At 64.8% G+C, this 17,810-nt stretch carries 20 protein-coding genes; 11 read left to right on the top strand and 9 right to left on the bottom strand.

Annotation, left to right across the window (positions count from 1 at the left end; genetic code table 11):
* The first annotated feature begins 29 nt into the window (after positions 1–29).
* Positions 30–773, top strand: coding sequence for a SagB family peptide dehydrogenase (locus KVY23_RS23010; RefSeq protein ID WP_230558328.1), 744 nt, complete (start codon positions 30–32; stop codon positions 771–773).
* On the opposite strand, the gene KVY23_RS23005 is transcribed toward KVY23_RS23010, so the two are convergent.
* The 6 genes from KVY23_RS23005 to KVY23_RS22985 form a co-directional block, all read right to left on the bottom strand.
* Positions 723–1,949: an MFS transporter gene (locus KVY23_RS23005; protein ID WP_230558327.1), complete on the bottom strand. Its 1,227-nt coding sequence runs from the start codon at positions 1,947–1,949 to the stop codon at positions 723–725. The genes KVY23_RS23010 and KVY23_RS23005 overlap by 51 nt on opposite strands.
* Entirely contained in the window at positions 1,946–3,304 is a 1,359-nt protein-coding gene (locus tag KVY23_RS23000; protein WP_230558326.1) for a YcaO-like family protein, read from the bottom strand. The genes KVY23_RS23005 and KVY23_RS23000 overlap by 4 nt, the downstream gene beginning before the upstream one ends.
* Entirely contained in the window at positions 3,301–4,572 is a 1,272-nt protein-coding gene (locus tag KVY23_RS22995; RefSeq protein WP_230558325.1) for a CocE/NonD family hydrolase, read from the bottom strand. The genes KVY23_RS23000 and KVY23_RS22995 overlap by 4 nt, the downstream gene beginning before the upstream one ends.
* Positions 4,573–4,637: 65 nt before the next feature.
* Entirely contained in the window at positions 4,638–5,324 is a 687-nt protein-coding gene (locus KVY23_RS22990) for a hypothetical protein (protein WP_230558324.1), read from the bottom strand.
* 53 nt (positions 5,325–5,377) lie between these two features.
* Entirely contained in the window at positions 5,378–5,500 is a 123-nt protein-coding gene (gene amiA, locus KVY23_RS25045) for a streptamidine family RiPP (RefSeq protein ID WP_241260029.1), read from the bottom strand.
* 111 nt (positions 5,501–5,611) lie between these two features.
* On the bottom strand, positions 5,612–6,559 hold the full coding sequence (locus KVY23_RS22985; protein WP_230558323.1) for an ABC transporter substrate-binding protein: 948 nt from the start codon (positions 6,557–6,559) through the stop codon (positions 5,612–5,614).
* Between the two features lie 32 nt (positions 6,560–6,591).
* Between KVY23_RS22985 and KVY23_RS22980 the strand changes: the two genes are divergently transcribed.
* The 8 genes from KVY23_RS22980 (at position 6,592) to KVY23_RS22950 (ending at position 12,197) form a co-directional block, all read left to right on the top strand.
* The gene (locus KVY23_RS22980) at positions 6,592–7,581 is read left to right on the top strand and encodes an iron ABC transporter permease (RefSeq protein ID WP_230558322.1); all 990 of its coding nucleotides are present in this window, start codon (positions 6,592–6,594) and stop codon (positions 7,579–7,581) included.
* On the top strand, positions 7,578–8,555 hold the full coding sequence (locus KVY23_RS22975) for an iron ABC transporter permease (RefSeq protein ID WP_230558321.1): 978 nt from the start codon (positions 7,578–7,580) through the stop codon (positions 8,553–8,555). Before KVY23_RS22980 ends, KVY23_RS22975 begins: the two co-directional genes overlap by 4 nt.
* Positions 8,552–8,797, top strand: coding sequence for an ABC transporter ATP-binding protein (locus KVY23_RS25220; RefSeq protein WP_308071114.1), 246 nt, complete (start codon positions 8,552–8,554; stop codon positions 8,795–8,797). The genes KVY23_RS22975 and KVY23_RS25220 overlap by 4 nt, the downstream gene beginning before the upstream one ends.
* Entirely contained in the window at positions 8,737–9,345 is a 609-nt protein-coding gene (locus KVY23_RS22970) for an ABC transporter ATP-binding protein (protein WP_308071116.1), read from the top strand. The genes KVY23_RS25220 and KVY23_RS22970 overlap by 61 nt, the downstream gene beginning before the upstream one ends.
* 48 nt (positions 9,346–9,393) lie before the next feature.
* A complete protein-coding gene (arcA, locus tag KVY23_RS22965; RefSeq protein ID WP_230558320.1) occupies positions 9,394–10,623 on the top strand; it encodes an arginine deiminase in 1,230 nt (409 codons plus the stop codon).
* A gap of 53 nt (positions 10,624–10,676) precedes the next feature.
* Positions 10,677–11,342 (top strand): NAD(P)-binding oxidoreductase, encoded by a 666-nt coding sequence (locus KVY23_RS22960; protein WP_230558319.1) that lies wholly within the window; start codon positions 10,677–10,679, stop codon positions 11,340–11,342.
* A gap of 9 nt (positions 11,343–11,351) precedes the next feature.
* The gene (locus KVY23_RS22955; RefSeq protein ID WP_075837228.1) at positions 11,352–11,708 is read left to right on the top strand and encodes a GntR family transcriptional regulator; all 357 of its coding nucleotides are present in this window, start codon (positions 11,352–11,354) and stop codon (positions 11,706–11,708) included.
* 66 nt (positions 11,709–11,774) lie between these two features.
* On the top strand, positions 11,775–12,197 hold the full coding sequence (locus tag KVY23_RS22950) for a DoxX family protein (protein WP_230558318.1): 423 nt from the start codon (positions 11,775–11,777) through the stop codon (positions 12,195–12,197).
* 68 nt (positions 12,198–12,265) lie between these two features.
* On the opposite strand, the gene KVY23_RS22945 is transcribed toward KVY23_RS22950, so the two are convergent.
* Complete coding sequence (locus KVY23_RS22945; protein ID WP_230558344.1) at positions 12,266–13,795, bottom strand: dolichyl-phosphate-mannose--protein mannosyltransferase; 1,530 nt, start codon at positions 13,793–13,795, stop codon at positions 12,266–12,268.
* 50 nt (positions 13,796–13,845) lie between these two features.
* Between KVY23_RS22945 and rsmI the strand changes: the two genes are divergently transcribed.
* Positions 13,846–14,676, top strand: coding sequence for a 16S rRNA (cytidine(1402)-2'-O)-methyltransferase (gene rsmI, locus KVY23_RS22940; RefSeq protein WP_230558317.1), 831 nt, complete (start codon positions 13,846–13,848; stop codon positions 14,674–14,676).
* Positions 14,677–14,710: 34 nt separating this feature from the next.
* Here the strand turns inward: rsmI and KVY23_RS22935 are convergent, their stop codons facing one another.
* Positions 14,711–15,139, bottom strand: a complete 429-nt coding sequence (locus KVY23_RS22935; protein WP_206510204.1) for an SRPBCC family protein — start codon at positions 15,137–15,139, stop codon at positions 14,711–14,713.
* Between the two features lie 15 nt (positions 15,140–15,154).
* Complete coding sequence (locus KVY23_RS22930) at positions 15,155–16,177, bottom strand: alpha/beta hydrolase (RefSeq protein ID WP_230558316.1); 1,023 nt, start codon at positions 16,175–16,177, stop codon at positions 15,155–15,157.
* 142 nt (positions 16,178–16,319) lie between these two features.
* Here KVY23_RS22930 and KVY23_RS22925 point away from each other — a divergent pair, with 142 nt between their 5' ends.
* On the top strand, positions 16,320–17,711 hold the full coding sequence (locus KVY23_RS22925) for a wax ester/triacylglycerol synthase family O-acyltransferase (protein WP_230558315.1): 1,392 nt from the start codon (positions 16,320–16,322) through the stop codon (positions 17,709–17,711).
* The last annotated feature ends 99 nt before the right edge of the window (positions 17,712–17,810 follow it).

Raw genomic sequence — 17,810 nt, 5'->3', positions numbered from 1 at the left:
CCGTTGCCGAATGTGGGGGGCAGAACTTCATGCCGAAGGATTCACCGCATGCGCGAATCCGCCGTGCGCTTACTGTGCACCGGTTGCTCGTCGATCCAGGAGGCTTCGGGGCGAGAACGCCACTGGCCGCTGCACACGGAACCGTCGCGCTCGGTGCACCGGCATCACTGCCCTCGGTCGCATTGGGGGAAGTCCTGGGTGAACGGCGCTCGCGATACCGTTTCGGCCCGCTGGACCGGGATCGTCTCTCCACGCTGCTCGGGTGGGCCTTGGGCCCGGGGCGTACGACGGCTGCGCCGAACGGACCTCCCCGCACGCTACGGCTGAACCCCTCCGCGGGTGGACTGGATTCGCTCGACGTGCATCTTGTCGTCCTTCGCCGAATCGGTGACATTGCGGTCGGTACCTATGTTTTCGAGCCAAGCGCACACGTGCTCCACCGAACAGGTACCGGACCCTGTGTCGAGGCGCTCGGATCCTGCCTCGTGCAACCGCAATTCGCAGCGCGTGCATCGGTGTTCGTCGTTCTCGCCGGGCGCCTGGACAAGACACTCGTCAAGTACACCGAACGTCACTATCGCACCCTCCACGTCGATGCTGGGATCGCCGCGCAGAACCTGTACCTGGTCTCCACCGCTCTCGAACTGGCAGGCTGCGCGGTGTCCGGGTTCTATGACGACCACATCGCGAATCTGGTTGGTCTGCCTGATGACTCGGTCCCGCTATTGGCGTTCGCGCTCGGCGGACGCGGTGAGGTCGGCGAGCAGCGGTAGCCGAGGGACCCCGAGCCGCAACGCCACTGCGCCTGCGGCAGCCAGCGCGCACGCTCCCAGCACGATTGCCGCGGTGACACCGAACATTTCGGCTACCGCTCCACCCGCTGCCGCGCCGAATGGAGTTCCGCCCATCGCGATCATTCGTGCCGTGGTGTTCACCCTGGACTGGAGACCGTCGGGAGTTACGGACTGCCGCACCACGATGCCATTGACGACGATCATCGTGTTGGCTGCCTGATAGACGACGAGTACGACCAACGACACCGCCAGAACGCCGGTGGTGGACCATGCCAGCATCGCCGAGAATGCGACGAGCAATCCTGCGCAGGTGATGACACCGGTGCCGACCGCCCGCTGAATGCGTGCGCTGACAAGGCTGATCAGAAACGCTCCCAGCGCCGTCGCCGCATAGAGTGAGCCGAGTCGCGCGTCGCCCTCGTTCAGTCCGAGTTTCCGGACGCCGACGACCACCATCAGCCCCACCACCACGCCGTTGGCCAGGCTCACCCCGATGCCGACGGTGGTCAGCGCACGAACCACGCGATGACGCCAGATGAAGTCGAGGCCCTCGACGATCGACGTGCGAAGCGTCGAGCCGGCCATCGAAGCCGCAGCTCCAGCCGGCAGGGTGACCGTCGCAGTCACGATGGCTGCGATGAGAAAACACAACGCGTCGATTGCGATCGCACCAGGCGGACCCAACGTCGTCGCAGCGACTCCGCCGAGAAGCGGGCCGGCTATCCCGATGACAGTGCCGACACTCACCAGGGTGCCTGTCGCGTCGGCGATGGAATCTCGGCCGACAAGCGCAGGTACGACGCCGAAGGAGGCTGCGTCGAAGAACACGAACAGTGTCGAAGTGCTGAACGAGACGAGCAGGAGGTGGGCAATCGTCACCGATCCGAACAGGTGTGCCGCCGGGATACTTGCCAGCGCGCATGCGCTGGCAAGCTGAGTCGCCAACAGCACCCGTTTTCGATCGACCCTGTCGGCGAAGGCGCCGGCCAGCAGCCCGAACAGCAGATAGGGCAGGGCTTCCACCGCGAACGCGACACCGGACAACAGCGGTGAACCGGTGAGCTGGTAGACGAGCATCGGCACCGCGACGATGGACATCGCGTTGCCGATCCAGGCGATTGCGCGTGCCAGAACGAAGCGACGAAACGGCGTCACAGGCTCGGTGGTGGTGTCAGCAACAAGGTGCTCGGATCCGCCGGGTCGCAGTTGGGCGCATACCGTCGGGCGATCTCCCGCCACCGCGGCAACCCGAAGTATGGAAAAGCTGCCGGGGCGTTGGGAATCAGACCCGAGGCGCACACACGCGCCACCCGCAGCGGCGTCAGTGCAACGTCGGGGGTGGTGATATCGCAGACGACGACCTCGTGGCCGGCAGCGAAGAGAGCAGCCCGCAGACCCTCGGAGGTGCCCTGCGGGAGAGCGTCGATCGGCACCACCTCGGACGGGTCGGTGAACCGTGGCAGCAACGACGCCTGAACTCGTGGATCCAGCCACACCTGCGCCTGAGCACCCAGATCTCGGACATGTTCGCTTCGCGGACCAGCGGCGTCGAGATAGGTGCGATCGGCACGATGCTCGAGATACAGACCCGAGGACAGCACGCCGGCGCGCATCGACCCGAACACCCATCCGTCGGCGTCGAGCAGTCCCCGGGTGAAGACCCAGCTGTGGATCGCTTCGAGAACCGCTTTGCGCGCAGTCGCTACGGGGTCGAGTTTCGCGGAGAACCCTCCTGCGACAATCCCGAGTTCGGGGTCGTGTATCACTGCTGCTACCACCGGAACCCCGAAGTACGACGGGAGTTCGAGAAGGTGACACTGCAGTCGTGAATCGCCCAGATCGTCGATGAGACCGGGGACCGACGCCGGATCGATGCCTCGCGCGGGCAGATTGAGATGCCACCACAGCGACAGTGAATCACGTTCGACGAGTTCGAGCAGTCCGCGCGCCGCCGCATCGCCGAGTCCCTGGCCGGTCGCGATACCCGCGTAGTTGAGATGGTGAATCCACGGATCACGCTTTCGACTTCCGGTGCGCCAGTTGAGGTACACGTACGACGCCGGAATCGCCACGCGAGACCTGTCGGCGCCGACACCGTCCACCCAGGCGATCGGTGTGTCCTCGGTGAACTGTTCGAAGGGGAAGCCCTCGGACTGCAGCTGCCATGGCGCGAAGAACCCGAGATGGTCCGGACCCCAATGGCGCACGTTCGTCGCCCGGAGTTCCGCGGCCGTGGCGTACCGAAGTCCTTCTCGAACATGGTTTCCGCAGTACCGTTCCACTGCCTCGCCTATCGCTGCGATTCGCGCACCGTCCTCGTCTGCGAAGGTGGTGCCGAGCGAGACCAGATCGCACGGCCAGTTACCGTGAGCACGGGTGTCGGCGATTTCTGCGGTCAGGCCCACGTACCGACGCGGCATGCCGTCGACACGTTCCACCGGATGCAGAGCTCGAATCACCCCGGTCAACGGATCGACGAGGTCCTCGGCAGTCAGAACAGGGGCGCTCATGCGGGCATCTCCACGACGATGCCGCGCACCGTGCGACGGACGGCCTGCGTGCGACGGCCGTGCAGATGGTCCTCGCCGGTCTGTAGATCACGTGCATGACGCGGGAACGAGTGGGCCGAGACGATCACCGACAGTTCCTCTCCATAGTGAATGCGTGTGGATATCGGGCCGAGATGGACTGTGTTGTCCAGCGACATGCCCTGCGCCAGCTGCTCAGCCCGGCCGTCCCGTCGGTGGACGACGAGCATTGCCCCCCAATGCCGGTTGCTCTCGGCGGTGTCCACTCTGACCATGGGGGATCCGACAGCGATGCCCGCTCGCGACGGCACCGCCCGTACCAGGCAATCCGAACGCCCCAGCAGGAAGCCGACATCGGCCCCGAGATCGCAGGAAGGGAAGGGCTGCAGCGGATCTGCGTCGAAGCTGCCGCCCGGCATGGTTGTTTTCTCCACCGCCGTCGGCCACGCGTCCAGGTGATGTGCGGGGCCATCGGACGCGCCGTACAACCGAGCGCCGGTCCATGGATGGCGCTCCAGTACGTCGTCGAGCCAACAGCTCATGCGCTCGCCGCGACCGGATCCACGCATTCCGTGGTCCCATGGTCCAAGCGCCAGAGCCGACGGTCCGCCCCACCACGAGAAGAGGTCGACGGTATCCTGCGCGAACCAGTCCGCGGTCCCGCCCTGTGCCAGCAGCGGAATCGTCATTCGCGCCACTGTGCGCGATCGCTCTTCATCCGACCTGAGGGCAGACAAAACAGAGTGCCACGAGGTGATCGGCGGATCGGATTTTGCGCCGATCTCCGAGACAGGAAGTGTCAGAAGCACATCGGACGCGCGCGACTCCTGCTGCGACACGGCACTGTCACCGTGCTGGGCCCACCAACCGTGCCGAGAAGCCAGATAGAAGGCCCCGTCCTTGTTTCTGGCAGTCTCTCCCATTCCCAGAGCCGGGACGACGACCGATACGCCGATCAGTTGCTCGAATCCGGATCGCTCTGCCGCCGCGGCAGTCTCGACGGCGCAGTGAGCTCCGTACGAGGCGCCGTACAGTACCAACCTCGGCGCATCCGGCCACCACGGCTGCTGCGTCATCCACTCGATCGAGGCCATGCCGTCGGCACCCTCCAGATCATATGGACGAAATGCTCCGGAGCTACCGTATCGGCCGCGAACGTCCTGCACGACGGTGGTGAAACCGAGTTGCGCCCAGTGTGAGGCTTCGGCGAGATGGGTTTCACTGTTGTAGGGGGTGCGAATGAACAACACCGCCCGTGGACGCCTCGATCGATGCACGAAGGTGCGGAGCCCACCGACAGTGCACCCCTGCGGCGTCACCGCGGCGGTTCCGGCATCGGTAGAACGGGATGGCAGGACAGGCGCAGGGTGCGCAAGTCGATTGCCGTCACTCGATGCGGCGCCGTCGTCGGGAAGAACACCTCGACCATCACCTGTGCAGCGACGAACTCAGCGGACGCAACGGACATCGGATGGACAGGTGAGGACAACCGTCGGCCATGGGGGACCGGGGCGTAGCCGTCTTCGATGCGGCGTCGATGCAGGCTCGATGCGGCGCGACGTGCTCGGACATCGGTCAACTGCACACCGTCGGGAACGATGACGGACAGGTTCCCGTCGCGGAAGCACGAGATGTGCCCGCCAGGCGTGAGTGTCTCGGCCTCGTCATCACTCACGGCTATGGATCGGGTGGACTCTCCCGGTGGCAGTAGCGAAGAGCCGGTGCGCATCAGGAGACCGGTCAGCGCCGAGGCCAATCGGCCGCTGCCTTCCACCGAGATGGCCTCCACCGAATCATCCACCGACACATGCCCCGCGGCGATCAAGGCAGACAGCGCGGCGCGAGGCCTGTCGGACTCCGGCGGCGTGTTGCTCGACAATGCCGCTGCGAGCTCGTCGAACTCGTCACAGCCGAGTGACAGTGCGAAGTGTTCGTCGTCGGCGGTACGGAGTACGAAGCTCGAATCGGATTCGTAGAGTTCGGTTCTGGGTGCGAGATGCATGATGTCGCCCTGGACGGAGGCCTGCGCACCACGTGCGCAGGCCTCCGACAGGATCAGTCCTCGGTGCTCTCGGTGTCCTCGAAGGGGTTCTCCACCAGGGCGTTGCTGTGGCCAGCGGAGTGCGTCGCGAGTGACACGGGTGCCTGAATCGAACGGAACAGATCGTTGTCGTTCATGGTGCTCCTTCTCCTGTTGGGAAACCGGTTGCTGCGCAACCGATTCGTGTTGCTCGAACGAGTCGAGCAACGCAACCCTACGACACATGACAATCATTTTCAATAAGGGAGTCAGTTCCAGTCGAGTTCCGCCATCACCGTCTCGAGGACCATCCGCAACGAGACCGTTCCGCGACCCGTTGCCCACACGCCCGCATCCACCTCGACCACTCGATCGTTCTGCGCCGCCGAAATGCCGGCCCAGAGCGGATTGGAGGCCAGTCGATCCGACAACGGCTCACTGTCGGATCCTGACGAAAATGCCTGAGCAAAAACTACATCCGGATCGACAGCAGCGATTTGCTCCACTGAGACCGTGGCGAATGCGTCGGTTCCGGCCTGCCACGGGTAGTTGCTGACCTCCGCGAGCAGCGATCCGACCGGAGTGGCGACGGAGTCGACCCCGAGGCTGCCCGGTTCGCCGTACATCGACAGTGTCGTCACCTCGCTTCGTCGCTCCGCGGCTGCCTCGACCTCTGCGGTGAAGGCCTCGGCGGCGGCATTCGCCTCGGCTTGCCTGGCCGTCAATTCGCCGACGGTACGCAAGAACTCGACCGAGTCCTGCCAGGTGGCGGGGTTGACCAGGTACATCGGGGCGACCTCCTCCACGGCACCTCGTAGGCCGTCCTGCACTCCACCGAGGCCAATGACCAGATCAGGCTCCGACAGAGCTATGTCCTCCACGTTCTCCTCCCCGAAGCCGCCGGTGATCTTGCGCATCTCCGCATCAGGACCGGCGTAGCGGGGATCGAGGGCGAGATCCTCCCGATATGCAACGGGGGTGATGCCGACCTCTTTCAGGGCATCGACACAGATGAGTGTCAGGCACGCAATCCTCTCCGCGGGCGCATCCAATGTGACTACGGATCCGAGATCGTCGGTGACGGTGATCGCCGAATCGGCGGTGGTAGCGGCGGCGTCGGGTTCGGACCCGCCACCACCGCAGGCTGTCAGGACACACGCCGCGACGGCGAGTAAGCCCAGCGCTCTAGGTCGGGGTGAAGCGAGCAACTTGCGCATGGAATCTCCCTTGCAGAATGATGTGATGCGAAATGATAACCATTAGCGATAGGGGTCTGCTCGCCCTGGGTATCTGCGCCGCCATTGGGCTCGTTGCGCTCGCGCTGTGCCTCGGCGACCCGGCCATCGGCCCGGCACATGCGGTGCAAGCCCTCCTGGACGCATCGAATCCCCTGCACACCCACGTCGCGGTGGTGCGGCTGCCGCGAGCGTTGCTCGGTCTTCTCGGTGGCGCCGCGCTCGGACTGGCCGGCGCGTTGATGCAGGATGTGCTGCGAAACAGAATTGCAGGACCGGAGATCCTCGGTGTTTCCGCAGGCGCAGCCGTCGCGCTGACGGCCGTGGCAGTGCTCGCCATCCCGGCGCCCCTCGCAGCCCTCCCGTACCTCGCCCTGTTCGGTGCTGCCGTGGCAGGCACCGCGGTGATCACAGCCGTCGGGCCCACCAGTGATCCCACCCGGGTGGTGCTGCTCGGTGCAGCCGTCAGCGCACTCGCCTCCGGAATGGTCATCGCTCTCGTCAGCCTCGGCACCGAAGGAAATCTCCCGCTGCTATTCCGCTACCTCCTCGGCAGCCTCAGCGAGCGAGGCTGGCCACATCTGGGCGTCGTGACGCCGTGGCTGATCGTGTTCATCCCGGTCGCATTGATCCTGCGGCATCGAGTTGCTGCACTCGCACTCGGCGACGACGTCGCTGCAGGTCTCGGCATCTCCGTGGTCCCCACCCGGGTGATGGCCCTGGTGTGCGCGGCCGTACTCACGGCAGCGGTGGCATCGGTTTGCGGACCGGTCGCGTACGTTGCGCTGCTGGCCCCGCACCTCGCCCGCTGGATACTGCGCACGGCGAGTTCGCGACGGGTGTTCGTGCTGACGCCGATCCTCGGCGCGCTGCTCCTTGCCAGCGCGGACCTGGTGTCTCGAATCGCGCTCTACCCGATCGAGATTCCAGTGGGAATCACCACCACGTTGATCGGTGTCCCCGCTCTGCTGCTCGCGCTACGCAGGCAGGACCATGCCCGGTGAAGGTGCGGTTCATCGTGCTGCTCGGCCTCGCGTGCATCACCGGGTTGATCGTCTCGCATATCGTCTCGGGCCGCAGCGAGCTGGGGGCGTCGGATGCGATACGAGTACTGACCGGCACCTCCGAGATACGGGTGCACGAGATCATCGTCTGGAAGTACAGGTTGCCGCGCGTACTCGTCGGACTTGCAGCAGGCGCGTTGCTGGCACTGTCCGGGGTGCTCCTGCAGGCGGTCATGCGAAACCCATTGGCCGAACCGTCCACGACGGGCGTGGGCTCCGGTGCCGCATTGGGCGTAGTGGTGTCGATCCTGCTCTTCTCCGGGCAATACGGCGCGCATATCGCGGCTCTGCTCGGTGCCGCCGTCGCCGGAATCGCGCTGTATGCACTGGGGCGTCGATCACTTGCCGTCGCGGGCATTCTCATCGGCGCCGTTCTCGCCGCGGTGACCTCACTGCTCCTCGTCGTCGATGCCCAGCCGATGGGTGTGGTGTTGAGATGGCTGATCGGCTCGCTCAACGCCAGGACCCAGGCTGACTGGAATCAATTGTGGCCCTGGGTAATTATCCTGATCCCGGCGGGGCTGCTCTGCGCATCGCGCGCGAATGTGCTCGTGCTCGGCGACACCGCGGCGACCGGTCTGGGCATTCGTCCCGATCGGACGCGCCTGCTGCTGCTCGGCATTGCGGTGCTTGCGGCGGCGACGGCGATCACCGCGGCCGGTGCCGTCGCGTTCGTCGGGTTGATGGCACCTCATGCTGCGCGGGCCGTGGTCGGCGGCGACCATCGCGACCTCATTCCCGTCAGCATGATCGGGGGCAGCGTTTTGCTGTCGGCGGCCGACCTGCTCGCGTTCAGCGTGTCCCTCGATCTCCCGGGCAGCGGTCCGAATGTGTCCGGACTTCCCGTGGGCGCGGTGACGGCTCTCCTCGGTGCGCCCTATCTCATCTGGTTGATCAGGAAGGAAGCACGATGACCGAGGGCATTGCTGTACCGATTCTCGACACCGTCGACCTGTCGCTCGGCTACCGCAACCGGGTGATCTCCGAACACCTCGACTTCGCAGTCGAAAGAGGAACCGTCACCGCGTTGGTCGGACCCAACGGGTCCGGTAAGTCGACGCTGCTGATGGCGCTGGCCAGGGTTCTGCGGCCCCGCTGCGGGGTTGTCCGGCTCGACGGCACCCCCCCCTCGGTGAGCGATCGTCGATCGACATAGCTCGTCGCCTCGCGATCCTCCCTCAGACCGCCGTCGCACCGCCGGGACTGCGGGTACGCGAACTCGTCGAGCAGGGTCGTTATCCTCGGCTCGGAGCCCTGTCGATGCTGCGGCGGTGCGACGACGAGGCGATGCAGCGAGCGATGTCGCTGACCGGAATCGAAACCTTCGCGGAGAGAAAACTCGATTCACTCTCGGGTGGCGAGCGTCAACGCGCTTGGATTGCAATGGCATTGGCGCAGGAGACAGAGATCCTGCTGCTGGACGAGCCGACGACTTATCTCGATGTCCGTCATCAGATCGATTTGCTGGAATTGGTCGTCGACCTGGTTCGGACGCACGGGAAGACGGTGGTGATGGTGCTCCACGACCTCAATCAGGCTGCCCGCTACAGTGATCGGATCGTGGCTCTGCGTGATGGCGCGATCGTCGCCGACGGCCATCCAGCAGAAGTCGTCACAGCGCACCTGCTCGAGCACGTCTTCGGGGTCCGCGCTCGGATCATCACCGACCCGGTGGCAGGCAGGCCGATGTTCGTCGCCGAGTGATCGCCCTCGACCCTGCAGTACGACCGGTCGGGGCGTTACCGTATCGGGATGACTGCAGAACTCGGCGCTGACTCGGAGGTCGGCACACTTCGCACGGTGATGTTGCACCGCCCCGGCGACGAGCTTCGGCGTCTGACGCCGCGCAACAACGACCAACTTCTCTTCGACGGTGTGCCGTGGGTGGACAGGGCGCAGGAGGAGCACGACACCTTCGCCGAGTTGCTGCGTGGCCGCGGTGTCGAGGTGTTGCTGCTCGGCGATCTGCTCACCGAAGCGATGACGGTGAGCGGGGCCGCTCGCATGCAGGGGATCTCGGCGGCCGTCAACGAGCGTCGCCTGGGCCGGGCACTCGCCCGCGATCTCACGACCCACCTGCGCGGCGTGCCTGCCGACGCATTGTCCTCGATTCTGATGGCAGGAATGACGTTCGACGAGCTTCTCGCCGCCGAAAGCGGGGAACCCGAACTCAGTGGCGCGTCGCTGGTACGCCGAATGCACCACGGCGCAGACTTCGTCATCGACCCGCTGCCGAACCTGCTCTTCACCCGCGACTCGTCGTTCTGGATCGGAAACCGTGTCGCGATCACATCGCTGGCGCTTCCCGCTCGGCTGCGGGAAACCACGCTCACCGACCTCATCTACGCCTTTCACCCCAGGTTTCTGGGAGTGCGACGCGCATACGAGTCGAGGACGGCTCCGGTCGAAGGTGGCGACGTGTTGCTGCTTTCGCCAGGAGTCGTTGCGGTCGGGGTCGGGGAGCGGACCACACCGGCCGGCGCGGAGGCCCTGGCGCGCAGCCTGTTCGAGGACAAACTCGCCCACACCGTACTCGTGGTTCCGATCGCGCAGGAGCGAGCATCGATGCACCTCGACACGGTCTGCACGATGGTCGACGTCGACGCCGTCGTGATGTACCCGGCGATCCAACACACATTGTCCGCGTTCACGATTCGCAGCGAGGACGACGGTGTGTCCATCCGCGGAGCCGATCCGTTCCTCACCGCCGCCGCCGACGCGATGGGTATCGGCAAACTCCGGGTCATCGACACCGGCCTCGACCATGTTACCGCCGAACGGGAGCAGTGGGACGACGGAAACAACACGCTAGCGCTGGCGCCCGGCGTCGTCGTCGCCTACGAGCGCAACGTCGAGACCAACGCCCGGCTCGAGGCGTCGGGAATCGAGGTGCTGCGGATCAGTGGTTCCGAACTCGGATCAGGCCGCGGCGGTCCGAGGTGCATGTCGTGTCCGGTATCGCGAGATTCACTGGTGCCTTGACGCGCCCTGGCGCGGCGAGTTTGTCGACGATGCCCGCTGGGTAGGCGATCGACATGACTGATCGTCGAGTAGTAATTGCCGGAGGACACGGAAAGATCGCGCAGCACCTCATCGAGGTGCTCACTGCGCGGGGTGATCGTGCGGTGGCGCTGATACGCAATCCCGACCACATCTCTGCCGTCACCGCGCTGGGCGCTCTGCCCGAGGTGATCGATATGGAAACGGCCTCGGTGGACGACGTTGCTGCGCTCATGCACGACGCCGATGCCGCCGTGTTCGCAGCTGGCGCGGGTCCGTCGGGTGGCATCGAACGCAAGGACACCGTCGACCGCGGTGCCGCGGTGCTTCTCGCGGACGCTGCCGAGAAGGCCGGAGTGAAGCGGTTCGTGCAGATCAGCTCGTTCGGTGCCGGTGAACCCGTACCCGATGATGCCGGTGACACCTGGAAGGCCTACATCGAGGCGAAAACTGCAGCCGAGGAGGACCTGAAACGCCGCAGCCACCTCGAGTGGACGATCCTTCGGCCCGGCGGACTCACCGACGACGATCCCACGGGGCACATCGCACTGTCGGCGCCGCCGCTCGAGCGTGGCACGGTGCCGCGCGCCGACGTTGCAGCCGTCATCGCGGCTCTGCTGCAGTCTCCGTCCACGGCAGGAAAGACCTTGATGCTCACGTCCGGTGAGACGCGCATCGAGGATGCAATCGAAGCGGTCTAGATTCGAATCATGCGAGTACACGTCGACCCGTCGTCGAAGACACCCCTGTACGAGCAACTGCGTGCGGGCATTCTCGAGCAGGTTCGCACGGGTGCGCTCATCGCCGAGACCAAGATCCCCACCGTTCGCGGGCTGGCCGAGGAGTTGGGCATAGCGCCGCACACGGTGGCCAAGGCGTATCGGGAGTTGGAGGCACAGGGCGTCATCGAGGCTCGTGGACGGCTCGGGACGTTCATCTCCTCGGGCGGTGATCCGACGGAGGACAGCGCGGGTCGAGCCGCGACCGCGTATGTTGCCGAACTCCGCGCGCTCGGCCTCGACGACGACAAGATTCTCGACTTCGTGAGCAGGGCCATACGAGGGTGAGTTGACGCTTCAACTCAGGCGTGTCAGGGTTGGCGAGTTCTCATCGTCGCGCCCGAAGGATCTGACATGAACTCGTCCATTTTCCGAGACATCGCAACGCTCGTTGCCCGCATCGGCCTCGGCGTCGTATTCATCGCGCACGGTTGGCAGAAATTCGACACCAACGGCCTCGATGCCACCAAGGCCGGATTCGAGGGGATGGGGGTACCGCTCCCCGAGATCTCCGCGTACTTCGCGACCTTCGTCGAACTGGTCGGCGGAGCTGCCCTCCTCCTGGGCATTTTCACCCCGATCGTGGGGATTCTGTTGTTCCTCAACATGCTCGGAGCATTCGTCTTCGTGCACTACGAAAACGGAGTCTTCGTCGGCGAAGGCGGATACGAGTTGGTAGTCGCGCTCGGCGTCGGTGCGCTCGTGCTGGCTGCCGTCGGCGCCGGACGCATCAGCCTCGACAATGCCCTCGGCGGCAAGACCAGTTTCGGCATGTAGACGCCTTCGGCGCATGTGCGTGGAAATACATAGCCCTCTATGTATTTTCACGCACATGCGCGAAGCGCCTACCGCCAACTCGGGAGCCACAGCTGCTGCTGCCACAGCTCGGGCGTGATCGGCATCGCCGTCAGAATCGGCCACAGATACACGAAATTCGCGATCACGAGTGCCAGGTAGAGACTCACCAGCATGAGCCCGGTGCCGCGTCGTTCGGCGGACGCCTGCGCGCGGCCGATGATCTGGCCGAGAACGAGCGCGAAACCCATCACCATGAACGGCGCCAACGTCACGGCATAGAAGTAGTACATCTGCCGGTCGAGGGTGAGGAACCAGGGCAGCAAGCCGGCGCCGTAGCCGGTGAGGACCACCGCGAATCGCCAGTCGCGGCGAACCAACACCATCCACAGTGACCACAGCAGCATCGGCACCGCGAGCCACCACATCGCGGGCGTGCCGATCAGCATGATCGCCTTCACACACGTGTTCGCCGAGCAGCCCTCGACTGTTCCGCCATCGGCGAAGTAGTACAGCATCGGACGCAGCCCCATCGGCCACGTCCACGGCTTGGACTCCCACGGATGGACGTTGCCGGCCGAGTTGGTCAGGCTCGAGTGGAACGTCAGCACATTGCCGCTGTAGTACCACAGCGACCGCAGCGCGGCCGGCACGAAGGAGAACGGCCCACCGGTGCCGATCTCGTTGCCGACGGCGTGTCGATCCACTCCGGTCTCGCTCGCGAACCAGCCTGTGTACGTGCTCAGGTAGACGATCACCGGAATGACAACTAGCGCGTACAGCGCTGGACCGAGGTCGCGGACCGCGGTGCCGATCCACGGGCGCTCGACGCCGCTCGATCGGCGCGCCGCGACATCGAACGCCACCGACAGCAGCCCGAAGAACGCGATGAAATACAGGCCGGACCATTTGGTCCCGCACGCGAGACCCAATAGGACACCTGCGCCGAAGCGCCACCAACGCACACCCATTCGGGGCCCGAAGCGGCTCGCCGCCATGCGGCCCTCGCTGCGCACCGTCGCATAGCGCCGACGCATCTCGTCGCGGTCGACGACCAGACAGCCCAGAGCCGCGGTGACGAAGAAGGCCAGGAAGATATCGAGCATCCCGATCCGCGAGGACACGAACGAAACGCCGTCGACGATCAGCAGAATGCCCGCGATTGCGCCGACCAGGGTAGATCGTGCCAGCCGCCGTACGATGCGCACGACGATGAGCACCAGCAACGTTCCGGCCAACGCAGAGGAGAAGCGCCAACCCCAACCGTTGTAGCCGAACAGGGCCTCGCCGACGGCGATCAACTGCTTGCCGACGGGCGGATGCACCACGAGCCCGTAGCCCGGGTTGTCCTCGACGCCACCGCCGGTCAGCACCTGCCAGCCCTGCGGCGCGTAATGCTTCTCGTCGAAGACGGGTGTACCGGCGTCCGTCGGGTATCGCAGCATCGCGAATCGAGTGACCGCAGCGATCACCGTGATGACGAGGGTGACGATCCAACCCCGGAGTCGGTCGTGGTCCCGGTAGTAATCGGCTGCTGGGGACGTGGGACCGGGACTGACTACAAACCGCTCGGTCAACATGGCCACATGCCGATCGTAGGCGTCGGCGCCGAGTGAGAGACGATGGGAGCATGCTGATCCTTGCCGCTACACCCATGGGCGACGTGGGTGATGCGTCCCAACGCCTGCGCGACGCACTGGCCACGGCCGACGTCGTCGCCGCCGAAGACACCCGGCGCACCAAGCATCTCGCGTCGGGACTCGGGGTGGTGATCACGGGAAAGGTCGTCAGCTTCTACGACCAGGTGGAGACTGCGCGCCTACCCGGCCTGGTCGACGCCGTACGCGAGGGCAAGACCGTCCTACTCGTCACCGACGCCGGGATGCCGTCGGTGAGCGATCCCGGCTACCGGCTGGTCGCAGCCTGCGTCGAGCACGACCTCCCCGTCACGTGCCTGCCCGGTCCATCCGCGGTGACCACTGCGCTGGCACTGTCCGGTCTGCCGGTGGAGCGGTTCTGCTTCGACGGCTTCCCGCCGCGCAAGCAGGGGCAGCGAATGACATTCTTCGAATCCTTGAAGACCGAGCCGCGTGCCTGCGTCTTCTTCGAGGCCCCGCACCGTCTCGCAGCCAGCCTCGACGACGCGGTGACGGTGCTCGGCGGCGACCGCAGGGCGGCAGTGTGCCGAGAGCTCACCAAGACCTACGAGGAGGTCAAGCGGGGAACCCTCGGCGAACTGGCCGCGTGGGCCACCGGCGGCGTCCGCGGAGAGATCACCGTCGTTCTCGCCGGGGCGCAGCCCGTCGCCTCGGAACCGGAGGATCTCGTCGACGACGTCGAGGAGCTGGTGGCGTCGGGCATGCGGTTGAAGGACGCCTGTGCCCAGCTGGCTGTCGGCGGTGTCAGCAAGCGCGAGCTCTACGAGGCCGTCCTCGCGGCACGAGTGGAGCCTGCGGAATGAGCAGAACCCCGAGTGGAGCCTGCGGAATGACCGGTCAGCCGACGACCTGTTGACGTAGCCCCTCGGTGGCGGCTTCGAGGATGGTCTTGGTCCCCCTCTTGACGAGGAATCCGGGCACCGGGATCTTCGGGTCGACGGTCAACGAGAAGTCGACGTGTGTGCCCTTGTCCGTTGCGGTCAGCGTGTACTCGCCGTGCTGGGCCTTCTGCTGCGAGCTTTCCACGAGGTCCCAGGTGACCTTGGTATCGGACCATGTGTATTCGACGACCTGATCGTCGTTGATGCCGAGGATCGACACAGCCATCTTCACCCGGTACGGTTTTCCGTCCTCGGTTCGGTCGACGATTTCGACCTTTTTGTGAACGGGCGACCATGACGGCAGCGCTTCCACATCGGAGAGAACGTCGAGAACTGCGGCGGGGTCGGCTTCGATGACGACCTCTTTGTTTCCTGTAACAGCCATGTTCGTCAAGGTATCTCAGGCAGTGCCTGTTACGTTCGGTAACGCGCTGTGACTACGCACGAAAGCACCGATTTCCCGTAGTGCGCGATGTGATTCGGGAACAAAATCCGCGGCTTGGAACACGTGGACCTGGTCTTCCCATACCTGCAATTCGCAGTGAACCCCGGCCGCTTCGAGACGTTCGATCATCAGTTCGGCGTCGGCGAGGACGATTTCGGTGGACCCGGCCTGGATGAGCACGGGCGGAAGGCCGGTGAGGTCGGCGTCGACGGGCGAAACCCGCGGTCCCCGATGGCCGTCGACGACGATTCGCGCCTCGACGCGGTCGGCGAGCACCGTCAGCGCGGGCACGGCACCGGAAGGGAACACCGCGCACTTCGACGCGTTCGCGTGCTCGATCTTGCCTGTCGGGTCCATATCGGTCAGCGGTGACATGGTGAAGATGCCGGCCGGCGTGGGCAGGCCGAGATCTCGCAGCGTCAGCGCCACCATGAACGAGAGGTATCCGCCCGCCGAGTCACCGGCGATGAAGATCTGATCGGGGCGGTAACCCGAGTCGAGGAGGAACCGGTAGCCGTCGACACCGTCTTCCACCGCATGAGAGATGGGATTGCGTGGCATCATCCGGTAGTCGACCGAGAGGACCGGTGCGTCGACGCTCTGGGAGACCCGCGATGTCAACCGTCGGTGGGTGTTGAGGCCGCAGCAGACGAAAGCGCCGCCGTGCAGGTAGAGCACGACGCGTTCGTTGCCGACGCCTTCCGCGCGAATCCACTCGGCCTCGCATTCCGCCAGCATCACACTGCGGGTATCGGTGCCTTTGAGCGGTGGCATGAGCATTCCGGCGTAGTCGACGACACTCATCGGCCAGGGAAGATTGGGGGCTTTGGCCCATACCGACAGAAACGGGCGGACCGTGAACTGTAGATACGTTGCCAGCGCGCGAGACTGCAGGCTGCTTCCGGCCATGTCGAGCCTGGTCGAGACGCTTCTCGGCGCTGGCTGCGGACGCTTCAGTGCGGTAAGCACGGGATTCATCGCCCTCGCCTCCAATCCTGGTACTTGGAACTCCTAGTACCTGGACATTAGCCCGTGATTCGGGTTGCTTGAACGTATGGTCGTGTTCGATGTCACTTCGATGTCACACTGTGATCAAATCCAGGCAGAAAGTTTATCGCTCATGGCGCTCATGCCCGTTACCGAATCCATGTTCTTGATCGCCGAATCCAGAGAGCACCCAATGCATGTCGGCGGCCTGCAATTATTCGTGCCGCCGGGCGATCCGCACGAGTTCGCGGAGCTGATCCACAAGAAGTTCACCTCGGAGAACGTGCACGAGCTGTTCCGGAAACGACCGGGACGACCTGTCAATGTCATGGGCAGCCTCGCCTGGTCCCGTGAACCCGAGATCGACTTCGAGTACCACGTGCGCCGGGTCGTACTGCCCGCACCCGGACGCATTCGTGAACTGTTCCAGTTCATTTCGCTCAACCATGGCACCCCACTCGACCGATACCGGCCGATGTGGGAGCTGCAGATCATCGAGGGTCTCGCCGACGGGCGCATCGCCGTCTACACCAAGGTGCATCACTCGCTCGTCGACGGCGTTTCCGCGCTCAAGCTCATGCTGAACACCTTCACCACCGATCCCGACGATCGAAACGGCGTCGCCACCTGGGATCCGTCACTTTTTCATGACAAGAAACGTCCGGAGGCATCGTCGACGCTGGCGAAGATCACCGGCGGGTTGTCGTTCGGTCGTAAACTGGCCGGTGACGTCGTGGACTTCGTGCCTGCCGTGACGCGACTGAGCGTGCGCGCGCTACGCCACGAGGGCGCGCAGTTGCCGCTGCGGGCCCCTCGGACGATGTTCAACGTGCCCATCGGGGGTGCGCGGCGGTTCGCGGCCGAAAGCTGGTCCATCAGCCGGATGTCCGCGGTAGCGAAGACATATGACGTCAAACTGAACGACATCGTGCTCGCCATGTGCGCCGGTGCCCTCCGCAGCTACCTCATCGATCAGGAAGCGCTTCCCGACGCCCCGCTCGTCGCGATGGTTCCGGTCTCTCTCCGCAAGCCGGGGGAGGACAAGGAGTCGGGCAACTCCGTCTCGGCGATCCTGTGCAACCTGGGCACGGACGAGGCCGACCCCCTGGCCCGGCTGCAGCGCATCACCGACTCGTCTTCGCGGGGCAAGGAGATGATGCGAGAGTTCAACACTCTCGAATCGCTGGCCTTCGGAGCTGTCGCATTGTTGCCCCTGCTCTTTGCGCCCGTGCCCGGCTTCGTGGCCAACACCCCGCCGCCGTTCAACGTCATCATCTCCAACGTCCCCGGCAGGAAGGAAGACCTGTACTGGAACGGTGGCAAACTCGACGGCATCTATCCCGCGTCCATCGTGGCCGACGGCATGGCCCTCAACATCACCGTCGCAAGCAACGGTGACTCACTCAATTTCGGTCTCATCGGTTGCCGCCGCAGCGTCCCGCACCTGCAGCGAATCCTGACGCACCTCGAGAACGCGCTCGAGGAGTTGGAGAAGGCGACGTCGTCGCATGTGATGCTCCTATGAGTGTCAAGCGGTGGTTTTGTGGGTGAGGAGTTGGAACATTTCGCGGGCGACGGCTCGTTTGAGGCAGCGAATGATGTCGCGTTTGGTTTTGCCTTCGGC

Source organism: Rhodococcus sp. I2R, assembly GCF_020889545.1.
In the GTDB taxonomy this organism is placed as follows: domain Bacteria; phylum Actinomycetota; class Actinomycetes; order Mycobacteriales; family Mycobacteriaceae; genus Rhodococcoides.
The sequence above is the reverse complement of the archived record's forward strand: the minus strand, read 5'-3'. Positions and strand labels throughout refer to the sequence as shown.

What these genes read in the sequence shown, in the direction of transcription:
- KVY23_RS22930 (WP_230558316.1), bottom strand. Translation starts at nt 16,177, where the DNA reads ATGAATCCCGTGCTTACCGCACTGAAGCGTCCGCAGCCAGCGCCGAGA.
- arcA (WP_230558320.1), top strand. Translation starts at nt 9,394, where the DNA reads ATGACTGCAGAACTCGGCGCTGACTCGGAGGTCGGCACACTTCGCACG.
- KVY23_RS22925 (WP_230558315.1), top strand. Translation starts at nt 16,320, where the DNA reads ATGGCGCTCATGCCCGTTACCGAATCCATGTTCTTGATCGCCGAATCC.
- KVY23_RS22950 (WP_230558318.1), top strand. Translation starts at nt 11,775, where the DNA reads ATGAACTCGTCCATTTTCCGAGACATCGCAACGCTCGTTGCCCGCATC.
- KVY23_RS22945 (WP_230558344.1), bottom strand. Translation starts at nt 13,795, where the DNA reads ATGTTGACCGAGCGGTTTGTAGTCAGTCCCGGTCCCACGTCCCCAGCA.
- KVY23_RS23000 (WP_230558326.1), bottom strand. Translation starts at nt 3,304, where the DNA reads ATGAGCGCCCCTGTTCTGACTGCCGAGGACCTCGTCGATCCGTTGACC.
- KVY23_RS23010 (WP_230558328.1), top strand. Translation starts at nt 30, where the DNA reads ATGCCGAAGGATTCACCGCATGCGCGAATCCGCCGTGCGCTTACTGTG.
- KVY23_RS22960 (WP_230558319.1), top strand. Translation starts at nt 10,677, where the DNA reads ATGACTGATCGTCGAGTAGTAATTGCCGGAGGACACGGAAAGATCGCG.
- KVY23_RS22980 (WP_230558322.1), top strand. Translation starts at nt 6,592, where the DNA reads ATGATAACCATTAGCGATAGGGGTCTGCTCGCCCTGGGTATCTGCGCC.
- KVY23_RS25220 (WP_308071114.1), top strand. Translation starts at nt 8,552, where the DNA reads ATGACCGAGGGCATTGCTGTACCGATTCTCGACACCGTCGACCTGTCG.
- rsmI (WP_230558317.1), top strand. Translation starts at nt 13,846, where the DNA reads ATGCTGATCCTTGCCGCTACACCCATGGGCGACGTGGGTGATGCGTCC.
- KVY23_RS22990 (WP_230558324.1), bottom strand. Translation starts at nt 5,324, where the DNA reads ATGCATCTCGCACCCAGAACCGAACTCTACGAATCCGATTCGAGCTTC.
- KVY23_RS22935 (WP_206510204.1), bottom strand. Translation starts at nt 15,139, where the DNA reads ATGGCTGTTACAGGAAACAAAGAGGTCGTCATCGAAGCCGACCCCGCC.
- KVY23_RS22985 (WP_230558323.1), bottom strand. Translation starts at nt 6,559, where the DNA reads ATGCGCAAGTTGCTCGCTTCACCCCGACCTAGAGCGCTGGGCTTACTC.
- amiA (WP_241260029.1), bottom strand. Translation starts at nt 5,500, where the DNA reads ATGAACGACAACGATCTGTTCCGTTCGATTCAGGCACCCGTGTCACTC.
- KVY23_RS22955 (WP_075837228.1), top strand. Translation starts at nt 11,352, where the DNA reads ATGCGAGTACACGTCGACCCGTCGTCGAAGACACCCCTGTACGAGCAA.